Origin of the sequence: Pseudochrobactrum sp. B5 (genome assembly GCF_001939785.1) — a bacterium.
In the GTDB taxonomy this organism is placed as follows: Bacteria; Pseudomonadota; Alphaproteobacteria; order Rhizobiales; family Rhizobiaceae; genus Pseudochrobactrum; species Pseudochrobactrum saccharolyticum.
Genome location: NZ_MOYL01000006.1, coordinates 153,511 through 170,105 on the forward strand (window position 1 = coordinate 153,511; position 16,595 = coordinate 170,105).

Genomic DNA, 16,595 nt, shown 5'->3' on the forward strand with positions numbered 1-16,595 from the left:
TTTTAAATTGGTATTATGTGCATATTACCACATCGCTATGTGCGATCGGCGGTAAAAGTTAATTTCTCCGCTTTTTACCGCGCTATTCCTGTGTAGTTGAATCTGTATATTGTGTCTCTGCTTATGGAAAACACAGGATGTTGTTTTGAACAAAATGAGAACTCGTGAAAACCATTGATTCGTAGCCTCTTTGTTCTTCTCGTGTTCTTTTCATTAAAATACAGGGTTTTTGCGAGCATTTTAGTGGATCCTAACGCCTGAAATGCGCGTAAAATTCTGACAAGATCGGGTTTTTGTGAAGAGCTGACATGGTTTCCTGTCATTTTCTGAAGTTTTGATACAAAAGAAGTCATAAAGGTGCCGTTGTTACCCTTTTAGTCAGAGACAGATAATGCTACCTGCTTTGCTCAATCTGTACTGGCTGACGGCAGGCAGACAGAAAAAATGGGGTTTGCCGGATCGGGTTGGCTATATTGCAAAATATGGCACTGACCTGCGGGGCGGATTTCATGTGTAACGACTTCATGAGACGGGGAATAATCAATTCCGCATGAATGACCAGAAGAACTCATTGACGCCTCCGCTTGGGGCGGCGTCTCTGCATCAGGGAACAGCGCCGCTTATTGTGAGTGGTCGCGATGTAACCGCTGTGCTCGGGCCTACCAATACCGGTAAGACTCATCTGGCGCTGGAGCGTATGCTCGCCCATGAGAGCGGGATTATTGGTCTGCCGCTGCGCCTGCTGGCGCGTGAAGTCTATAATAAGCTGGTTACCAAAGTCGGCCCTGAAAAAGTAGCGCTGGTCACCGGCGAAGAAAAAATCATTCCAGCCGGTGCGAAATACTCCGTATGTACCGTTGAGGCTCTGCCGCGCCAGACCAATGCAGCTTTCGTTGCCATTGATGAAATACAGCTGGCTGCCGATTTGGAACGCGGCCATATTTTCACAGACCGTCTTTTACATTTGCGCGGCCGGCAGGAAACCCTGCTGCTGGGCGCGGCAACTATGCGGCCTATTCTCGAAAAACTGCTGCGTGGTATCAATATTATTACCCGTCCGCGTTTGTCGCATCTGGCCTATGCAGGTTCGAAAAAGATTACCCGCCTGCCGCGTCGCAGTGCCATTGTCGCTTTCTCTGCCGATGAGGTTTATGCGATTGCCGAGCTGATCCGCCGTCAGCGCGGTGGCGCAGCCGTAGTGATGGGTGCTTTGAGCCCGCGCACCCGCAATGCGCAGGTGGAGCTTTACCAGTCCGGTGATGTGGATTTTCTGGTCGCCACCGATGCGATCGGCATGGGACTTAACCTTGATGTTGACCATGTGGCCTTTGCGCAAGCGCGTAAATTTGACGGATTTCAGTATCGTGATCTGAACCCCGGTGAGCTCGGGCAGATTGCCGGTCGTGCGGGTCGTCACCTGCGCGATGGTACATTCGGCGTCACCGGACAGGTTGATCCGTTTGATAAAGATCTTGTCGAGCGGATAGAATCGCATAATTTCGACGCGGTTAAAGTGTTGCAATGGCGCACGGCTCAGTTTGATTTTTCATCTGTTCGCGCATTGAAGCACTCATTAGACCTTTCAGCGCCTTTGGAAGGGTTGACACGGGCGCTACCTGCGGTTGACATGCAGGCGCTTGAAAATCTGGCGCGTGATGAAGACATTATGCGGCTTGCGGATACGCCCAAGCGTGTGGAAATTTTGTGGGATGCCTGTGCGCTTCCCGACTATAGAAGGATTGCGCCGGCACAACATGCCGATATTATTGCCGCAATCTATAAGGATATCATCCGCAAAGGTTTTGTGGATGAAGACTATATGAGCGAGCAGGTGCATCGGTCCGACAGGACTGACGGTGAGATCGACACTCTATCTCATCGTATTGCACAAATTCGCACATGGACTTTTGTGTCGCATCGGCCGGGCTGGCTGGCAGATCCGGCACATTGGCAAGAAAAGACGCGCGAAATTGAGGACAGATTGTCTGACGCGCTGCATGAACGGTTGACGAAACGCTTTGTAGACCGCAGGACAAGCGTGCTTATGAAGCGCCTGAGAGAGAATGCCATGCTAGAAGCAGAAATTAGCCCGACAGGGGATGTACTTGTCGAAGACCACAATGTCGGGCAGTTGGAAGGATTCCGATTTACCGCCGACGTCAAGGCCGAAGGGCCAGACGCGAAAGCGGTAAAGGGGGCTGCACAAAAAGCGCTGGCCGCTGAATATGACCGTCGTGCAGAGCGCTTCTCTGCTGCGGCCAATGGCGATTTTGCCCTTGGCTCGGATGGCATTCTGCGTTGGGTCGGCGCTCCGGTTGCAACTCTGGTTGCCGGTGACAGCGTGATGCGTCCGCGCAGCGTTCTGCTGGCTGACGAGCAGCTGACAGGTGCTTCCCGTGAGAAAGTACAGAGCCGTATTGACCGCTTTGTCGCTCATCATATTGAGACAGTTCTCAAGCCGTTGCACGATCTGACTGAGGCCGATGCCCTGACCGGCATGACCCGTGGTCTGGCTTTCCGTCTGGTTGAGAGCTTCGGCGTGATCCAGCGTCGCGACATTGCTGAGGAAATCCGTGGTCTCGATCAGGATTCCCGTGCAGCTCTGCGTCGTTTCGGCGTGCGCTTCGGTGCCTATCATGTGTTTATCCCTGCTTTGCTGAAACCGGCACCTGCGGGTCTGATGACACTGCTCTGGGCGCTGAGCAATGACGGCCGTGAACGTGCCGGTTACGGTGATGTTGTTCATGTTCTGGCCGCAGGCCGTACCTCGGTTGTTGTTGATCCGGCTTTCGATCCGGTTTTCTACACACTGGCCGGCTACCGCGTTCTTGGCCGCCGCGCTGTGCGTTTCGACATTCTGGAGCGTCTGGCTGATCTGATCCGTCCGGCTCTGGCCTGGCGTCCGGGTGCGGGTCTGCGCGCGGAAGGTGCCTATGATGGTGCCCGTTTCATGGTAACGCCGTCGATGATGTCTATTCTTGGTGCGACACCGGAAGACATGGAAGAAGTGCTGAAAAGCCTCGGCTACCGTCATGAAGCGATGGAAGCACCGGCTGTTGCTGCCAAGCTTGCAGAACTTGATGCTTTTGCTGAAGCCGATGCTGCCAAGCAGACCGGCGAAGCTGTAACAGAAGCTGCCGCTGAAACTGAAGAGCAGCCGGAAGCTGTGGCCGAAACCGTGAATACGGAAGAAGCTGAAGCACCGGTTGCAGAAGCGGCTGAGACTGCTGATGCTGTTGCAGAAGAACCAGTGAAAATGGTTCTGCTGTGGCGTCCGGGTCGTCACGACAACCGTGGCCGCGAGCAGGGCAAGGGACGCGAGCAGAATCGCAACCGTCCGCAGGGCAATCGCCGTGCACCTGCTAAAGACGGCGCACCGGCTGATGCAGCTAAAGATAATGCGGGTGATAATCAGAACCGTGAAGGTCGCAGCAAGCGGTTTGAAAAAGCCGCACGTGTTGATTTCCGCAATGGTGAGCAGAAATCCGGCCGTAATGAACATCACGGCAAGCCACGTCATGGCAAACGGGATCATGCTCAGGACCAGAAACGCGTTGAGCGCAATGAGCGTCCGGTGCAGATCGATCCTGATTCACCATTCGCCAAGCTGCTTGCTCTGAAAGAGCAGCTGAAGAAATAAGCGTATGAATACGGGTGTTTTAAAACAGCGCATTGATAAATGGTTGTTTTTCACCCGTGTCGTTAAATCACGCTCGCTCGCGGCAAAACTTGCTGCCGGCGGGCGTGTTCGTATTAATCGCGATAAAATAGATCAGGCATCTCACGGAATTAAAATCGGAGATGTGGTGACGGTCACGCTGGATCGCCGCATATTGATTTATAAAGTGCGCGAGCTGGGAGAGCGTCGCGGCTCTTTTCTCGAAGCGCAACTACTCTATGAAGATCTGACACCGCCAGCTGAAAAGACGGAAGAGCAGATGGCTGCGGCTGGTGAAAAACGGGATGCCGGTTCCGGCCGTCCGACAAAACGCGACCGCAGGGCAACGGAACGACTGAAACAAGGTGGTTCCGGTTTTGATGAGTTCTGAACTGCTTGATCGGGCTGATGTGAGTCGCATTCAGAGCATAATTCCGCAGGCTGACCGGTGTTTTCAGAAGCTGAACTATGCTTGAGATACTGAGTCGGGTCTGACCATTCTTTCAAATCTTCGTGTTGGCTTATTTTCTGTCCGGAATGAAGAATGATGCGGCGGAAGGATTGTGCTTTGTTAAAAGCCAGCGGGGATGCAGTTTTTCAGAAATTACGGCGATACAGAATGTGGTTCTTTTTTTGCGGCGGAGCGTCGCGGCTGAGGGAAAACCCTCTTGCAAGCTGCGGCTAAAGCCTTTACCTGACAGACAGGTTTTCTGCCGTATTTCATATAGCGCAGTTGCTGAAAAACGGCATTCCGGTTTCGCAGGCCGGATGGCAGGATCAGTCAGTTATCCTGACACTCTGCCGGATGTTATGCCAAATGATATGATTGTAATTTTGGCCGCAGATTATGTGTGGCAGTTCAAAGCTCTGGGAGTTCGACAATGACTTATGTCGTGACCGATAACTGCATTCGTTGCAAATATACGGATTGCGTGGAGGTCTGCCCTGTCGATTGTTTCTATGAAGGCGAGAATATGCTCGTCATCAATCCTGATGAGTGTATTGACTGCGGCGTGTGTGAGCCGGAATGTCCTGCTGAAGCAATCCGTCCGGATACGGAACCGGGTCTTGATAAATGGATTGAGCTGAATTCTGAATATTCAGCGAAATGGCCAAATCTCACCGTGAAAAAAGACCAGATGCCTGAAGCCGCTGAAATGGATGGCGTCGCTAATAAGCTTGAACAGTTCTTCTCGGCAGAGCCTGGCGAAGGCGATTGATTCTCCGCTGATATGCCGGGATAACCACAGGATCAGCCCTGTCAATTAACGGTTTATTAACACAAATCGCCCGGTCGGGCGGCTTGTGACGGCATTTTGTTGATTCTGCCGGTTTTTTGTGTTACTGTCCACGATAATGTCGATGAGCAGGCGTCATTTCGTGGCGGCTACAGGTATTCACTGAAAGGCTGATATAAATTACAGGCTGAAATAGTGCCGGGGCAAGTTTGTTTTTAAATTTTGCTCCCACCGTTTATCCTGTGATTTTTTTTGCTTAAGTTTTGCCTCAGCATCCCTTTTACATTCTGTTTCGGCACTTGTTTTAATCAGCTGTTATGCCCGTTCCGTTTCCCGCGGGGCTGGTCGCAGGACTGATTGTATCACCGCGTGTAAACCGGCGCTCCAGGTGCCGGACACTACAGGGAGTATTGAAGCGTATGTCATCCCAGCAGAAGAAGGCCGCCGTCCGTCAGGGTTTTAAGACGGGTGAGTCGATTGTGTATCCGTCGCATGGTGTGGGACAGATCGTTGCAATCGAAGAGCAGGAAGTTGCAGGCATGAAGCTTGAGCTTTTTGTTATTGATTTCGATAAAGATAAGATGCGCCTTAAAGTGCCGGTGGCTAAAGCGGCTACCATTGGTATGCGTAAATTGTCAGAAGGTGATTTCGTAGAACGCGCCTTGAAAGTCTTGCAGGGTCGTGCCCGTATCAAGCGCACCATGTGGTCGCGCCGGGCTCAGGAATATGATGCAAAAATCAATTCCGGTGATCTGATTTCCATTGCAGAAGTCGTGCGTGATCTTTTCCGTGCAGAAAACCAGCCGGAACAGTCTTATTCCGAGCGTCAGCTTTATGAAGCAGCTCTGGATCGTATGGCGCGTGAAGTTGCAGCTGTAAACAAGCTGTCTGATACAGAATCTGTACGCCTCATTGAAGCTAATCTGGCTAAAGGACCGAAACGCGGTGCAAAGACTGATGAAGCTGAAGTTGAGGATGATGAAGCCGAAGCTGCTTAATTTTACGCAATTCAGGCTGAAACATAGTCCTTTATAACAATAACGCCGTTCTGTTCACTCAGAGCGGCGTTATTGTTTTATGTATATTTTCGCTACGTAGTAATGATTGCACAGCATGTATCTGCTCTGAAGCATGTGCTGGAGCACAAAAAGTGTTTTTCAAGCTCTCTGTTCAAAAAAATCATAAAATTAGCAGAAGATGAAGGAACCGGCCTTCCATTGATGCGTTTAACTCCTAGCGGATAACGTGATCCTCATAAGCAGGTTGCGTTGATATTTTCGTTATGGAGATTGAAATGAAGCCTGTAGCGTCCTCCTCCACCGAAGTTACGAAACGTACCGTCTCTTTTGTATCCTCCAGAAATCTTATTCGCAGTGCTATGTCCGCGCCTTATCTTGAACGGGAACAGGAACAGGAACTTGTTCAGCGCTGGAAAGAGCAGGGCGATCAGCATGCGCTGGATGAAATTACCTCATCCCATATGCGGCTGGTGATTTCCACCGCCGGACGTTTCCGCAAATTTGATCTGCCGATGGCCGATCTCATACAGGAAGGGACAGTGGGGCTTATGGAGGCTGCTTTCCGCTTTGAACCGGAGCGGGAGGTGCGTTTTTCCACCTATGCGATCTGGTGGATCAGAGCATCGATACAGGACTATATTCTGCGCAATTGGTCGATTGTTCGTGGTGGTACAAGTTCAACGCAGAAAGCTTTGTTTTTCAATCTGCGCCGTTTGCGTGCAAAACTGGTGCAGAGCAATGAAACCCTGTCGAAGCGCGAATTATATACCCGTATTTCCGATCAGCTCGGCGTGTCTGAAAAAGATGTAGAACTGATGGATTCCAGATTATCCGGCCCCGACAGTTCTTTAAGTATGACTGTTTCGCCGGATGACAACAGCAGTGCGGAGAAGATTGATTTTCTGGTCGATGATCACCCGCTGCAGGATGAAATTGTTGAGAATATGATCGACAGCGAGCGACGTGTCAGCTGGCTGAAACAGGCATTATCCGTGCTGAATGATCGTGAATTGCGCATTATCCGCGAGCGTCGTTTGAAAGATGATGCCGTGACACTGGAAATGCTGGGAGAAAAACTTGGTATTTCTAAAGAGCGTGTCCGCCAGATTGAAAACCGTGCTTTGGAAAAACTGCGGGCTGCGTTGCTTTCCCAAAATGGCATTGCAGCCTATCACGCCTGAGCACGACCTATGTGCTTATAAAAAAGCCCGCTTTAAAGCGGGCTTTCTCGTTTCAGGTTGAAGGTGTCGTCAGATGCCTGTCAGACCGTCCATACCGATATAGGCAATGCGCAGCATATTGGTATTGCCAGGGGTTCTGAGCGGCACACCGACAGTGATAATCACACGATCGCCCGGTTTGGCGAACTCTTCCCGATGGGCAATATGACAGGCGCGGTTGACCACATCATCCAGATCACGCGCATCTTCAGTCACCACGCAATGCAGCCCCCAGACGATCGACAGACGACGTGCTGTCTCAACGACTGGCGACAGGGCAATAATCGGCGTCAGCGGGCGCTCACGTGACGCTCTGAGGCCTGTGGTGCCCGATGAAGTATAGCAGATGATCGCCGAAAGGTTGAGTGTGGTGGCAATCTGGCGGGCTGCCAGCGATACCGCATCCGCACCGGTGGCTTCCGGTTCGGAACGCTGATTATTGACGATGGACGGATAATTCGGGTCGCGTTCTACTTTCTCGGCAATCCGCGCCATGGTCGCAACCGCTTCCACCGGATAATCACCGGCGGCAGATTCCGCAGACAGCATCACCGCATCTGCACCATCAAACACGGCAGTCGCCACGTCGGAGACTTCCGCACGGGTTGGCACCGGAGCTGTAATCATGGATTCCAGCATCTGGGTGGCAACCACAACAGGCTTACCGGCTTTGCGGCAGGCACGCACGATCTGCTTCTGAATGCCCGGAACGCTTTCCAGCGGCATTTCTACACCCAGATCACCACGGGCAACCATCAGCGCATCCGACAATTCGATAATTTCATCGAGACGGGTAACTGCCTGCGGTTTTTCAATCTTGGACATCAGAGCAACACGGCCACGCGCAATCTTGCGGACTTCCGCGAGATCTTCCGGCCGCTGAATGAAGGACAGGGCTACCCAGTCAATATCTTCCAACAACACAGCATCAAGATCGCGGCGGTCTTTTTCCGTCAATGCACCAACCGGCAATGTCGTATCCGGCAGGCTTACACCTTTGCGGTCAGAAATTTTGGTGCCGGAGATTACTTTACAACGGATAGACTTACCGTCGGTCGCTTCAGCCTGCAAAGCTAAACGACCATCGTCAATCAGCAGACGGTCACCGGCCTGTACGGCCTGCAGAATTTCCGGATGCGGCAGGAAAACACGATTTTCATCGCCCAGTGTTTCATCGTCATCAAGCGTGAAAATCTGACCCGGTGTGAGTTCGACTTTGCCGTCTTTAAATTTGCCGACACGCAGTTTCGGGCCCTGCAAATCTGCGAGAATACCGATCGGGCGTCCGAGCTTGCGCTCTACATTGCGGATGCGGCGCACCAGCTCACGCATCAGATCGTGATCGGCATGGCTCATATTGATGCGGAAGACATCGGCACCGGCCGCGAATAATTTCTCAATAACCGCTTCATCCGAAGATGCGGGCCCAAGTGTTGCGAGGATCTTTACCTTACGCGCACGTCTCATTGGTGATTGGTTCCTGTCACTGTGGCATTGCCGGCCGGTGCATCATCAGTCAGCTGCACCATCCAGCTTGATTGTTCGCCCGTATCATATTCCTGAAAACCGGAGCGCTGATAACCGCGGGCAAAACAGTCATTCACGCCGTTAATTTTGAATTCGTTTTCAGCCACACACATATTGACCTTGCCGTCCCAGCGGCCGCCGCCTTCTGAATCCTCAGCATAAACATAGTAATAGCGGGAGGTCAGCGGGCCTTCGATCAGGGTCTTGCAGCTTGATCCGTTAATATGCCACCAGCCTTCCGTGATCCATCCGCTCTTGGCGCGATAGCCGATTGCGACACCGACAAGATTTTGTGTCGAATTACAAACGCGAAAATCGGCACGGGCTTCAGGTGCGGAAAAGATAACAGAAATCAATGTGACCGAAACAAAAGCCAGACAATAGAACAAGGTAGAATGAAGACGCATCCGCCAGAACCTTTCAGCGCACGGTACTGCTTAAATATGACAGCAAGGTGTAACAGCCTGACCATTACCACCGGACTGCATCTTTTGTTCGGCTCTGTTTCGGGCAGAAACAAATGATACAGCACTGTAAACAATCGGGTTGCGGCACCGTATCTGCTTCACCATGAAAATGCGATGCCGTAAAGCCGCATAATTCACGCAAGTTGCAGGCAGACTCAAGAGCCTGAGGTCAGTTTTCCGCTGTAAATCAGAACTAATTGCAAAATAGCCTGTCTTGCCGGTCAAGCCGCTATCGGCAACCTTTGTAATCATCTCCGGCAGATAGTGACGGATCACAGTCTGAAGAATACCTCCTGTTTTGCGAATTCAGTGGTTTTCAGTTGTCACAATTGTAATCAAATCGATTTAATTACTGTTTTGTCTATAGCCCACACTCCGACCGGATACTAGAGCGTATCGCGTTTAATTATATCCGCTGCGTGTGCTCTATCTTTTTGTTTTTACGTCTATCCATTTGAGCCAGACATGCTCTGGCCTATCTTGCAAGATGGGGCGCCGGTCACAAATGGCTCGCAATTCCTTGCAATCCATTTATATGTTGATCATCCAATCCATAGCCGGAAACGAGATGACAGGTTTTTCCCCTTTTGAGACCATTGACGGTGATTTTGAGCAAGGTCTGCTGCTGATTGCCGATCATGCCAGCCGTGCAGTGCCTGAAGATTACGGCACGCTCGGGCTGGAGCCACGTGTTTTTGAACGCCATATCGCTTATGATATCGGCGTTGAGATGCTGACCAGAGCGCTGGCAGAAAAGCTGAACAGTCCGGCGGTGCTCGGCGGTTTTTCGCGGTTGCTGATTGATCCGAACCGCGGTGAGGATGATCCGACGCTGATTATGCAGTTGTCGGACGGTGCTGTTATTCCGGCCAATTATCCGATGCGGACTGAAGAGCGCGAAAACCGGCTGAACCGCTTTTACCGCCCTTATCACAATGCGGTTGATGCAGCCTGCAACAAGATGCTGCAAACCGGTGGCCGCGCCCCTTTTGTCGTCTCTGTTCATTCCTATACGCCGGTCTGGAAAACCATACCGCGCCCGTGGCAGGTTGCATTGCTCTGGGATAAAGATGACCGGGCGATAAAACCGCTTTTGTCGATGCTGCGTGAAGACGGCACATTATCTGTCGGCGACAATGAGCCCTATGACGGCGCTCTGCGGAATGACACATTGTTTCGCCATTGTACCGCCAAAGGCTATGCCAATGTGCTGATTGAAGTGCGGCAGGATCTGATTGCAACGCCGGAAGGTGTGCAGATTTGGGCTGAGCGTCTTGCGCCTATGCTGGCACATATCAATATGATGGATGGTATTCACGATATCCGTCATTATGGTTCACGCACCGGTTCCGTTGAACGGATTTGAGCTGCGAAAGGAAATTGCATGACAAATATTACGGATAATCAGCGTCTCGCCTATGAGGCTGCCGCTTTTCGCAGGCTGGTTGAGCATTTGCGCAACCGCACCGATGTTCAGAATATCGATATGATGAACCTGACCGGCTTTTGTCGCAACTGCCTGTCCAACTGGTTTCAGGAAGCGGCCAATGCTGATGGCAATGCGCTGACCAAAGACGAAGCACGCGCCGAGATTTACGGCATGCCTTATGATGAATGGCGGGAAAAATATCAGACACCGGCCAGTCAGGCGCAGCAGGATGCTTTTTCTGCACGAAAACCAAGCCACTAATAAAGCTGCTTCAGAAAAAGTGGCTACCGGTTTTTTGCCCGAAGCAGCGACAGATAAAAAACAGAGTGGGTTTTCACTCGAAAATTGAACCACTCTGTAGATTTTAACCAGTATCTTACCGCTTGGCGGCTAGTTTAAGTTCCAAGATTCTTAAATCCATTGCTTGACCATGCGGCTCATGTGAGGCAACCAAGACCACCTGTTTTAAGGCCTGCGACTCGCCCAGCGTTTCATATGGTCTTGTCTATAATCGGAGAATGATATTGAGCGACGATATTACCGGCGACAGCGCCCAGTCCATTGCAGTCGGCCAGCTGCGTGCATTTATTGAACGTATTGAACGTCTGGAAGAAGAAAAGAAAACCATCTCTGACGATATCAAAGAGGTTTTCGCTGAGCTGAAAGGCTCCGGCTTTGACTCTAAAGCTGTACGCACCATCATCCGCCTGCGTAAGAAAGAAGCGCATGAGCGTCAGGAAGAAGAAGCGATGATCCAGCTTTATATGGACGCGCTCGGCATGAGCTGATTTCAGCAGTGCTGAAACAAAAAGGGGGCTTTCGCCCCCTTTTTTATTGTTAAAAATCAGCGTTAAACATCAAGCAGTTTCTCAAAACCACCATAGATCATACGCTTGCCGTCAAAAGGCATGGATTCACCCATCGCCTGCATGCGGGGATCTTCCATCATTTTTTTCCAGGTTGTATCGCGCACAGTTTTGTTCGGAAATTCAATCCAGCTGAACACAACAACTTCGCCGTCTTTGGCCTGCACGGAGCGGCGGAAATCCGTCAGCTTGCCATCCGGCACATCATCGCCCCAGCACTCAACAATGCGGGTGGCGCCAAATTCTTTAAAAATCACAGCCGCTTCAGCTGCATGTTTACGGTAGTCTTCTTTACGGTTTTCCGGCACAGAAGCGACAAAACCCTCGACATATCCCATTTTCATTCTCCTCCTTGTGGGCAACTTTATTCTTGCGTTGACTTAATATGTTGATATCAACATAATTGTAAAATGTCAATGAATGTACCATTTTCGACCACATTGGAAGTCCGTGATACATGTCTGTGCCTGCACGCACAGCGCGCAGCCCGTGCTTTAGCCCGTTATTTTGACGATGCTTTGAGGCCTTTCGGACTGACAAACGGCCAGTTTTCTTTGCTGATGGCTTTAAACAGGCCTGAACCGCCATCCATCGCACCGGTTGCCCAATTGCTGGCCATGGATCGCACGACATTAACGGCCGCACTCAAGCCGCTTCAGAAAAAAGCACTGATAGAAATTATACCAGATGCAACGGACCGGCGCAGCCGATTATTACTGCTGACACCCAAAGGTTCAGCTCTGCTGGCAGAAGCCGTGCCTGTCTGGCGGCAGACCCATGCAGAACTGGAAAATAACCTTCTGAACGGTAACGGTGATTTTTTGCGCTCAATGCTGCTCAGCCTTGGGAATATCACTCCGGCATGAAACACAAAACTGTGTTATCAGAATAGTTTGTCGCGCTTTTTCTTTCCCTCCGCATCTTTTTAGTCATAATCCGCTTTGAACGAATAATGCATATCCTGCGGAGGAAACGGAATGCGCATGAAACAACTCGGACGGTCAGATTTACAGGTTTCACCTTTCTGCTTCGGCGGCAATGTGTTCGGTTGGACAGCCGATGAAACCACATCTTTTGCGTTGCTCGACCGTCTGCTCGATGCCGACCTGACATTTATTGATACGGCCAATGTCTATTCCCGCTGGGTAGAGGGGCATAAGGGCGGTGAATCGGAAACCGTTATCGGCAACTGGCTCAAAAGCCGTGGCAGTCGTGACAAGATGATCATTGCCACCAAGGTCGGTGCCGATATGGGCGAAGGCTTTACCATGGCGCCTGCCCATATCCGTGAATGTGTTGACGCTTCGCTCAAGCGCCTGCAAACAGATTATATTGATCTCTACCAGTCGCATTATGATGATCCGAATACGCCGTTTGAGGATGTGCTCGGTACATTTCAGGATCTGATCAAAGCCGGTAAAATCCGTGCAATCGGTGCATCCAATATCACCGGCGAGCGTCTGCAAAGCGCATTGGAAATCTCTGAGAAACATAATCTGCCGCGCTATAACTCATTGCAACCGTTGTATAATCTCTATGATCGCAAGGATTATGAAACCACGCTGGAGCCGGTGGTGAGTGCCAATCAGGTTGGTGTTATTCCCTATTATACACTGGCGGCCGGTTTCCTCACGGGGAAATATCGCAGCGAGAAAGATTTAGGCATTAGCCCGCGTGGTAACAGGGTCGGCACCAGCTATCTCAATGAACGCGGATTGAAGATTCTGGAAGCGATGGATCAGGTGGCGGATCGCTATAGCGTGACAGTGGCGCAGATTGCGGTTGCATGGATGATGGCGCAGCCGTCAATCACAGCGCCGATTGCCAGCGCCACCAAGATTGAGCAGCTGGAAGAGCTGATTAAAGCGACACAGCTGACGCTCGATCAGGATGCATTGGATGTTCTGAACAAGGCCAGCGCATAAAACAAAAAGCCTGCCTGAAACATCATTCAGGCAGGCTTTTATCAGAGCATTGCGAAGAACTGATTAGCCTTCAATTTCCTCACGCAGCATTTCCAATTCAAGCCATTCTTCTTCATGGGCTTCATTTTCACTGCGTTTCTTTTCAATCTCAGCAGCGATCTTGGCAAACTGCGCAGGGTCTTTGGTGTAAAGCGCCGGATCAGCCATTTTTGCCTCAAGCGCTGTAATTTCTGCACTCAGCTTTTCCATCTTCGCCGGTAGCGTTTCCAGCGCAAATTTCTGCTTATAGGACAGTTTGCGCTTTTCATCGCGTTTTGGTGCGGGGGCAGCTTCCGCCTTGTCACTACCTGCGGGTGCGGCAGATTTTACCTGACGGCGTGCCAGTGCGGTTTCTTTGCGCTGCGCCATCATATCCGCATAACCGCCGGCATATTGCAGCCAGCGCCCGTCACCTTCCGGTGCAATCACTGATGTTACAGTGCGGTCGAGAAAATCACGGTCATGGCTCACCAGAATAACGGTGCCTGCAAAACCGGAGACCAGTTCCTGCAACAAATCCAGCGTTTCCATATCCAGATCGTTAGTCGGCTCATCGAGGATCAGCAGGTTGGCCGGACGGGACAGAACCCGCGCCAGCATCAGACGTGCGCGCTCACCGCCGGATAATTCACGGATCGGCGTGCGTGCCTGTTCCGGCTGAAACAGAAAGTCCTTCATATAGGAGACAACATGGCGCTGCTCGCCGTTGACCACCAGCGATTCACCGCGCCCGTCTGTCAGATAATGCGACAGGGTTTCATCCGGATTAAGCTCACGCTTCTGATCCAGTTCGGCAAAATCCAGATTAACACCGAGACGGATTGTGCCGGAATCCGGTTCAAGTTTACCGGTCAGCATCGACAGCAATGTGGTTTTGCCTGCACCATTAGGTCCGACAAGACCGATACGGTCACCGCGATTGACGCGGATGGAGAAATCCTTGACCAGCACACGCTCATCATAGGCTTTGCTGATCTTATCTGCTTCAATCACCAGCTTGCCGGATTCTTTCACATCGCTGGCCTGCAGCGTTGCCACGCCTTGCGCATGGCGATGGGTGCGGAATTCATGGCGCATTGTGTGCAGCTCGCCAAGGCGGCGCATATTGCGCTTGCGGCGGGCAGTCACGCCATAGCGCAACCAATGTTCTTCACGAACAATCTGACGGCCGAGTTTCTGATGATCGCGCTCTTCTTCTTCCAGAACCTTATCGCGCCATTCTTCAAAATGCGCGAAGCCCTGTTCAATACGGCGTGTCACACCGCGATCCAGCCAGATCGTGGCGCGGCTGACATTTTCCAGAAAACGACGGTCATGGGAAATCAGCACAATCGCCGAGCGGATCTGGCGCAATTCCTGTTCCAGCCATTCAATCGTTGCGAGATCAAGATGGTTGGTCGGTTCATCCAGCAGCAGCACATCCGGCTGCGGTGCAATCACCCGCGCCAATGCCGCACGGCGTGCTTCACCACCGGAGAGCTGCTCCGGTGTTTCATCGCCGGTCAGCCCCAGATTTTCCAGAAGATAGGCCACGCGATACGGATCATCAGTCGGGCCGAGACCTGCTTCCACATAATCACGCACATTGGAAAAACCATCCATATCCGGTGCCTGTGCCAGATAACGAATGGTTGCGGAAGGGTGACGGAAAACCTCGCCGCCGGTTGGTTCAACCATACCGGCTGCAATTTTCAACAGCGTGGATTTGCCGGAGCCGTTACGCCCGACCAGCGCAATCCGCTCTCCCTCGCTGATCGACAGGCCTGCATCTTCCAGCAGCGGTGTGCCACCAAAAGTCAGGCTGATCTGGTCAAGTCGGAGAAGAGGAGGAGCCATGGATAATTACGCTTTAAAAAGAGAGGCCGAAGATTGTTACTGCTCATTACTGCATATTGCTGCAAACAGGAACCCTTACAGCTAAATTCCTGGGTCAATGCGCAGGCATAAAAAAACAGGCCGGAAACCGGCCTGTTTTTAAATTCAATTTTGTAACTATTAGTTACAAGGCGCTTCGTAAACGCGGCCGTAATTGTCGCGGTAGCGGCAATACTGAACGCCGTTACGGGTCTGTGCTGCGCCGAGCAGCGTACCGGCAACCGCACCGATTGCAGCACCGGTCAGGGCGCCACGGCCGTTACCGCCAATTGCGCCACCGGCAAGCGCGCCGAGTGCTGCGCCGCCCACACCGTAACCGGCGGTGCGCTGTTCGCCTGTTGTACAGGCAACAGTCGAAAACGCGAGCACTGCTGTTACTGCGATCATAGAAAGACGTGATTTCATCTAAAGTTACTCCCGTTGAGGCTACTCACTTGCCATAATCTCCTGCATTTTATAGCAAAAAGAAGACGGCAACTATCAAAACAATTTACAGGTTTTTACGTTCAGTCACATCAGATTGAATCAATGGCAGGCGATGCGACTAAAATTGCCGCGCCTCCACCTAACGTCACTGTTAAGTTTTCTTTTACCCTATTTGAAAGCGTTAAAGAAGAGCCAAACGGTACAGTCACATTATCCAGCGGCCATTCGGCGCCGGAAATTGATAATCTGGTTAATGTCTCAAAGCCCAGAATACTGAATAATGTTTCTTCCGGCAGGTCAAAACCGGTTTTCCCGCAGATCAGCGGTGTTGCTTCCTCGTGGCCGCTGGAGAGAAATATTTTTCGCCCTCTATGTGCCTGCGCTACCGCCATACTGAGATGCAGAAATGTGTGATCGGTGCGCTCGCCGCCAAAAGCGCCGGCCAAAATCACTTCTGTTGCGCCGCGCTCATAGGCTTCATGCAATGCCAGTTCGCCATCGGTCATATTCTTTGCAACGGGAAAGACCTGCCGCTCAATGTGTCCATATTGTGCGGCCAGTGCCGTATCAGTGGAATCAAAGTCGCCGAGCCATAATTCCGGCACCACGCCAAGGCCGGCCGCATGGCGCATACCGCTGTCTGCCGCCAAAACGCGTGCACCGGCAATCTGCTTTTTCAGCCGCGAAGTGACGGTGAGATCACCGCCGAGAAGAATGAGAAATTTTGACATGGTGCTGCATATCACGCTGTTTCACAGACCGGAAGTCTGGAGTGTGTTGCGTTTAATCGTACCCACTGCGCTCGCTCCGGATTTTTTAATTGTCGCATGTTCGCAGCAGCTTAAATGAAACCATTTGAGTCCGACATGCTCTAACAATCCTCTTGCTCCGTGACGCTGTTTTATC

Annotated in this window: 17 protein-coding genes; 10 read left to right on the top strand and 7 right to left on the bottom strand. The window is 51.5% G+C overall.

Annotated elements, in window-relative coordinates; all coding sequences use genetic code 11:
• Positions 1-550 precede the first annotated feature (550 nt).
• The 5 genes from BKD14_RS16370 to BKD14_RS16395 all read left to right on the top strand — a co-directional run bounded on the left by BKD14_RS16370 (position 551) and on the right by BKD14_RS16395 (position 7,096).
• Positions 551-3,640 carry a helicase-related protein gene (locus BKD14_RS16370; protein ID WP_139316456.1) on the top strand — a complete coding sequence of 1,030 codons (3,090 nt, stop codon included), beginning with the start codon at positions 551-553 and terminating at the stop codon, positions 3,638-3,640.
• Between the two features lie 4 nt (positions 3,641-3,644).
• Positions 3,645-4,049, top strand: a complete 405-nt coding sequence (locus BKD14_RS16375) for an RNA-binding S4 domain-containing protein (protein WP_075657269.1) — start codon at positions 3,645-3,647, stop codon at positions 4,047-4,049.
• A gap of 490 nt (positions 4,050-4,539) precedes the next feature.
• On the top strand, positions 4,540-4,878 hold the full coding sequence (gene fdxA, locus BKD14_RS16385) for a ferredoxin FdxA (protein WP_022709929.1): 339 nt from the start codon (positions 4,540-4,542) through the stop codon (positions 4,876-4,878).
• 437 nt (positions 4,879-5,315) lie between these two features.
• On the top strand, positions 5,316-5,894 hold the full coding sequence (locus tag BKD14_RS16390) for a CarD family transcriptional regulator (RefSeq protein ID WP_028233395.1): 579 nt from the start codon (positions 5,316-5,318) through the stop codon (positions 5,892-5,894).
• Between the two features lie 296 nt (positions 5,895-6,190).
• Positions 6,191-7,096 (top strand): RNA polymerase factor sigma-32, encoded by a 906-nt coding sequence (locus BKD14_RS16395; protein WP_075657358.1) that lies wholly within the window; start codon positions 6,191-6,193, stop codon positions 7,094-7,096.
• Between the two features lie 69 nt (positions 7,097-7,165).
• Here the strand turns inward: BKD14_RS16395 and pyk are convergent, their stop codons facing one another.
• From pyk to BKD14_RS16410, 3 genes are read right to left on the bottom strand one after another with little or no spacing between them, the layout of a single operon-like run.
• Complete coding sequence (pyk, locus tag BKD14_RS16400; RefSeq protein ID WP_075657271.1) at positions 7,166-8,602, bottom strand: pyruvate kinase; 1,437 nt, start codon at positions 8,600-8,602, stop codon at positions 7,166-7,168.
• Positions 8,599-9,069, bottom strand: coding sequence for a DUF1036 domain-containing protein (locus BKD14_RS16405; protein WP_022709932.1), 471 nt, complete (start codon positions 9,067-9,069; stop codon positions 8,599-8,601). Before BKD14_RS16405 ends, pyk begins: the two co-directional genes overlap by 4 nt.
• 30 nt (positions 9,070-9,099) lie before the next feature.
• On the bottom strand, positions 9,100-9,405 hold the full coding sequence (locus BKD14_RS16410) for a hypothetical protein (protein WP_075657272.1): 306 nt from the start codon (positions 9,403-9,405) through the stop codon (positions 9,100-9,102).
• 292 nt (positions 9,406-9,697) lie between these two features.
• On the opposite strand from BKD14_RS16410, the gene BKD14_RS16415 reads away from it, so the two are divergent.
• The 3 genes from BKD14_RS16415 to BKD14_RS16425 all read left to right on the top strand — a co-directional run bounded on the left by BKD14_RS16415 (position 9,698) and on the right by BKD14_RS16425 (position 11,346).
• The gene (locus tag BKD14_RS16415) at positions 9,698-10,495 is read left to right on the top strand and encodes an N-formylglutamate amidohydrolase (protein ID WP_139316457.1); all 798 of its coding nucleotides are present in this window, start codon (positions 9,698-9,700) and stop codon (positions 10,493-10,495) included.
• Positions 10,496-10,513: 18 nt separating this feature from the next.
• Positions 10,514-10,819, top strand: a complete 306-nt coding sequence (locus BKD14_RS16420) for a DUF1244 domain-containing protein (RefSeq protein WP_075657273.1) — start codon at positions 10,514-10,516, stop codon at positions 10,817-10,819.
• A 257-nt stretch (positions 10,820-11,076) separates the two neighbouring features.
• Positions 11,077-11,346, top strand: a complete 270-nt coding sequence (locus BKD14_RS16425) for a DUF2312 domain-containing protein (RefSeq protein ID WP_075657274.1) — start codon at positions 11,077-11,079, stop codon at positions 11,344-11,346.
• Between the two features lie 62 nt (positions 11,347-11,408).
• Here the strand turns inward: BKD14_RS16425 and BKD14_RS16430 are convergent, their stop codons facing one another.
• On the bottom strand, positions 11,409-11,762 hold the full coding sequence (locus tag BKD14_RS16430) for a DUF1428 family protein (RefSeq protein WP_075657275.1): 354 nt from the start codon (positions 11,760-11,762) through the stop codon (positions 11,409-11,411).
• Between the two features lie 72 nt (positions 11,763-11,834).
• Between BKD14_RS16430 and BKD14_RS16435 the strand changes: the two genes are divergently transcribed.
• A complete protein-coding gene (locus BKD14_RS16435) occupies positions 11,835-12,290 on the top strand; it encodes a MarR family transcriptional regulator (protein ID WP_022709938.1) in 456 nt (151 codons plus the stop codon).
• A 111-nt stretch (positions 12,291-12,401) separates the two neighbouring features.
• The gene (locus BKD14_RS16440) at positions 12,402-13,349 is read left to right on the top strand and encodes an aldo/keto reductase (RefSeq protein ID WP_075657276.1); all 948 of its coding nucleotides are present in this window, start codon (positions 12,402-12,404) and stop codon (positions 13,347-13,349) included.
• A gap of 63 nt (positions 13,350-13,412) precedes the next feature.
• Here BKD14_RS16440 and BKD14_RS16445 read toward each other — a convergent pair whose 3' ends face one another.
• The 3 genes from BKD14_RS16445 to BKD14_RS16455 all read right to left on the bottom strand — a co-directional run bounded on the left by BKD14_RS16445 (position 13,413) and on the right by BKD14_RS16455 (position 16,420).
• On the bottom strand, positions 13,413-15,224 hold the full coding sequence (locus tag BKD14_RS16445) for an ABC-F family ATP-binding cassette domain-containing protein (protein ID WP_075657277.1): 1,812 nt from the start codon (positions 15,222-15,224) through the stop codon (positions 13,413-13,415).
• A gap of 159 nt (positions 15,225-15,383) precedes the next feature.
• The gene (locus BKD14_RS16450; protein WP_075657278.1) at positions 15,384-15,668 is read right to left on the bottom strand and encodes a glycine zipper 2TM domain-containing protein; all 285 of its coding nucleotides are present in this window, start codon (positions 15,666-15,668) and stop codon (positions 15,384-15,386) included.
• Positions 15,669-15,778: 110 nt separating this feature from the next.
• Positions 15,779-16,420 carry a thiamine diphosphokinase gene (locus BKD14_RS16455; protein WP_075657279.1) on the bottom strand — a complete coding sequence of 214 codons (642 nt, stop codon included), beginning with the start codon at positions 16,418-16,420 and terminating at the stop codon, positions 15,779-15,781.
• Positions 16,421-16,595 lie beyond the last annotated feature (175 nt).

Coding starts and splice junctions, on each gene's coding strand:
- BKD14_RS16440 (WP_075657276.1), top strand. CDS start 12,402: ATGCGCATGAAACAACTCGGACGGTCAGATTTACAGGTTTCACCTTTC.
- BKD14_RS16425 (WP_075657274.1), top strand. CDS start 11,077: ATGATATTGAGCGACGATATTACCGGCGACAGCGCCCAGTCCATTGCA.
- fdxA (WP_022709929.1), top strand. CDS start 4,540: ATGACTTATGTCGTGACCGATAACTGCATTCGTTGCAAATATACGGAT.
- BKD14_RS16445 (WP_075657277.1), bottom strand. CDS start 15,224: ATGGCTCCTCCTCTTCTCCGACTTGACCAGATCAGCCTGACTTTTGGT.
- BKD14_RS16415 (WP_139316457.1), top strand. CDS start 9,698: ATGACAGGTTTTTCCCCTTTTGAGACCATTGACGGTGATTTTGAGCAA.
- BKD14_RS16375 (WP_075657269.1), top strand. CDS start 3,645: ATGAATACGGGTGTTTTAAAACAGCGCATTGATAAATGGTTGTTTTTC.
- BKD14_RS16450 (WP_075657278.1), bottom strand. CDS start 15,668: ATGAAATCACGTCTTTCTATGATCGCAGTAACAGCAGTGCTCGCGTTT.
- BKD14_RS16370 (WP_139316456.1), top strand. CDS start 551: ATGAATGACCAGAAGAACTCATTGACGCCTCCGCTTGGGGCGGCGTCT.
- BKD14_RS16420 (WP_075657273.1), top strand. CDS start 10,514: ATGACAAATATTACGGATAATCAGCGTCTCGCCTATGAGGCTGCCGCT.
- BKD14_RS16395 (WP_075657358.1), top strand. CDS start 6,191: ATGAAGCCTGTAGCGTCCTCCTCCACCGAAGTTACGAAACGTACCGTC.
- BKD14_RS16430 (WP_075657275.1), bottom strand. CDS start 11,762: ATGGGATATGTCGAGGGTTTTGTCGCTTCTGTGCCGGAAAACCGTAAA.
- pyk (WP_075657271.1), bottom strand. CDS start 8,602: ATGAGACGTGCGCGTAAGGTAAAGATCCTCGCAACACTTGGGCCCGCA.
- BKD14_RS16435 (WP_022709938.1), top strand. CDS start 11,835: ATGTCAATGAATGTACCATTTTCGACCACATTGGAAGTCCGTGATACA.
- BKD14_RS16390 (WP_028233395.1), top strand. CDS start 5,316: ATGTCATCCCAGCAGAAGAAGGCCGCCGTCCGTCAGGGTTTTAAGACG.
- BKD14_RS16405 (WP_022709932.1), bottom strand. CDS start 9,069: ATGCGTCTTCATTCTACCTTGTTCTATTGTCTGGCTTTTGTTTCGGTC.
- BKD14_RS16455 (WP_075657279.1), bottom strand. CDS start 16,420: ATGTCAAAATTTCTCATTCTTCTCGGCGGTGATCTCACCGTCACTTCG.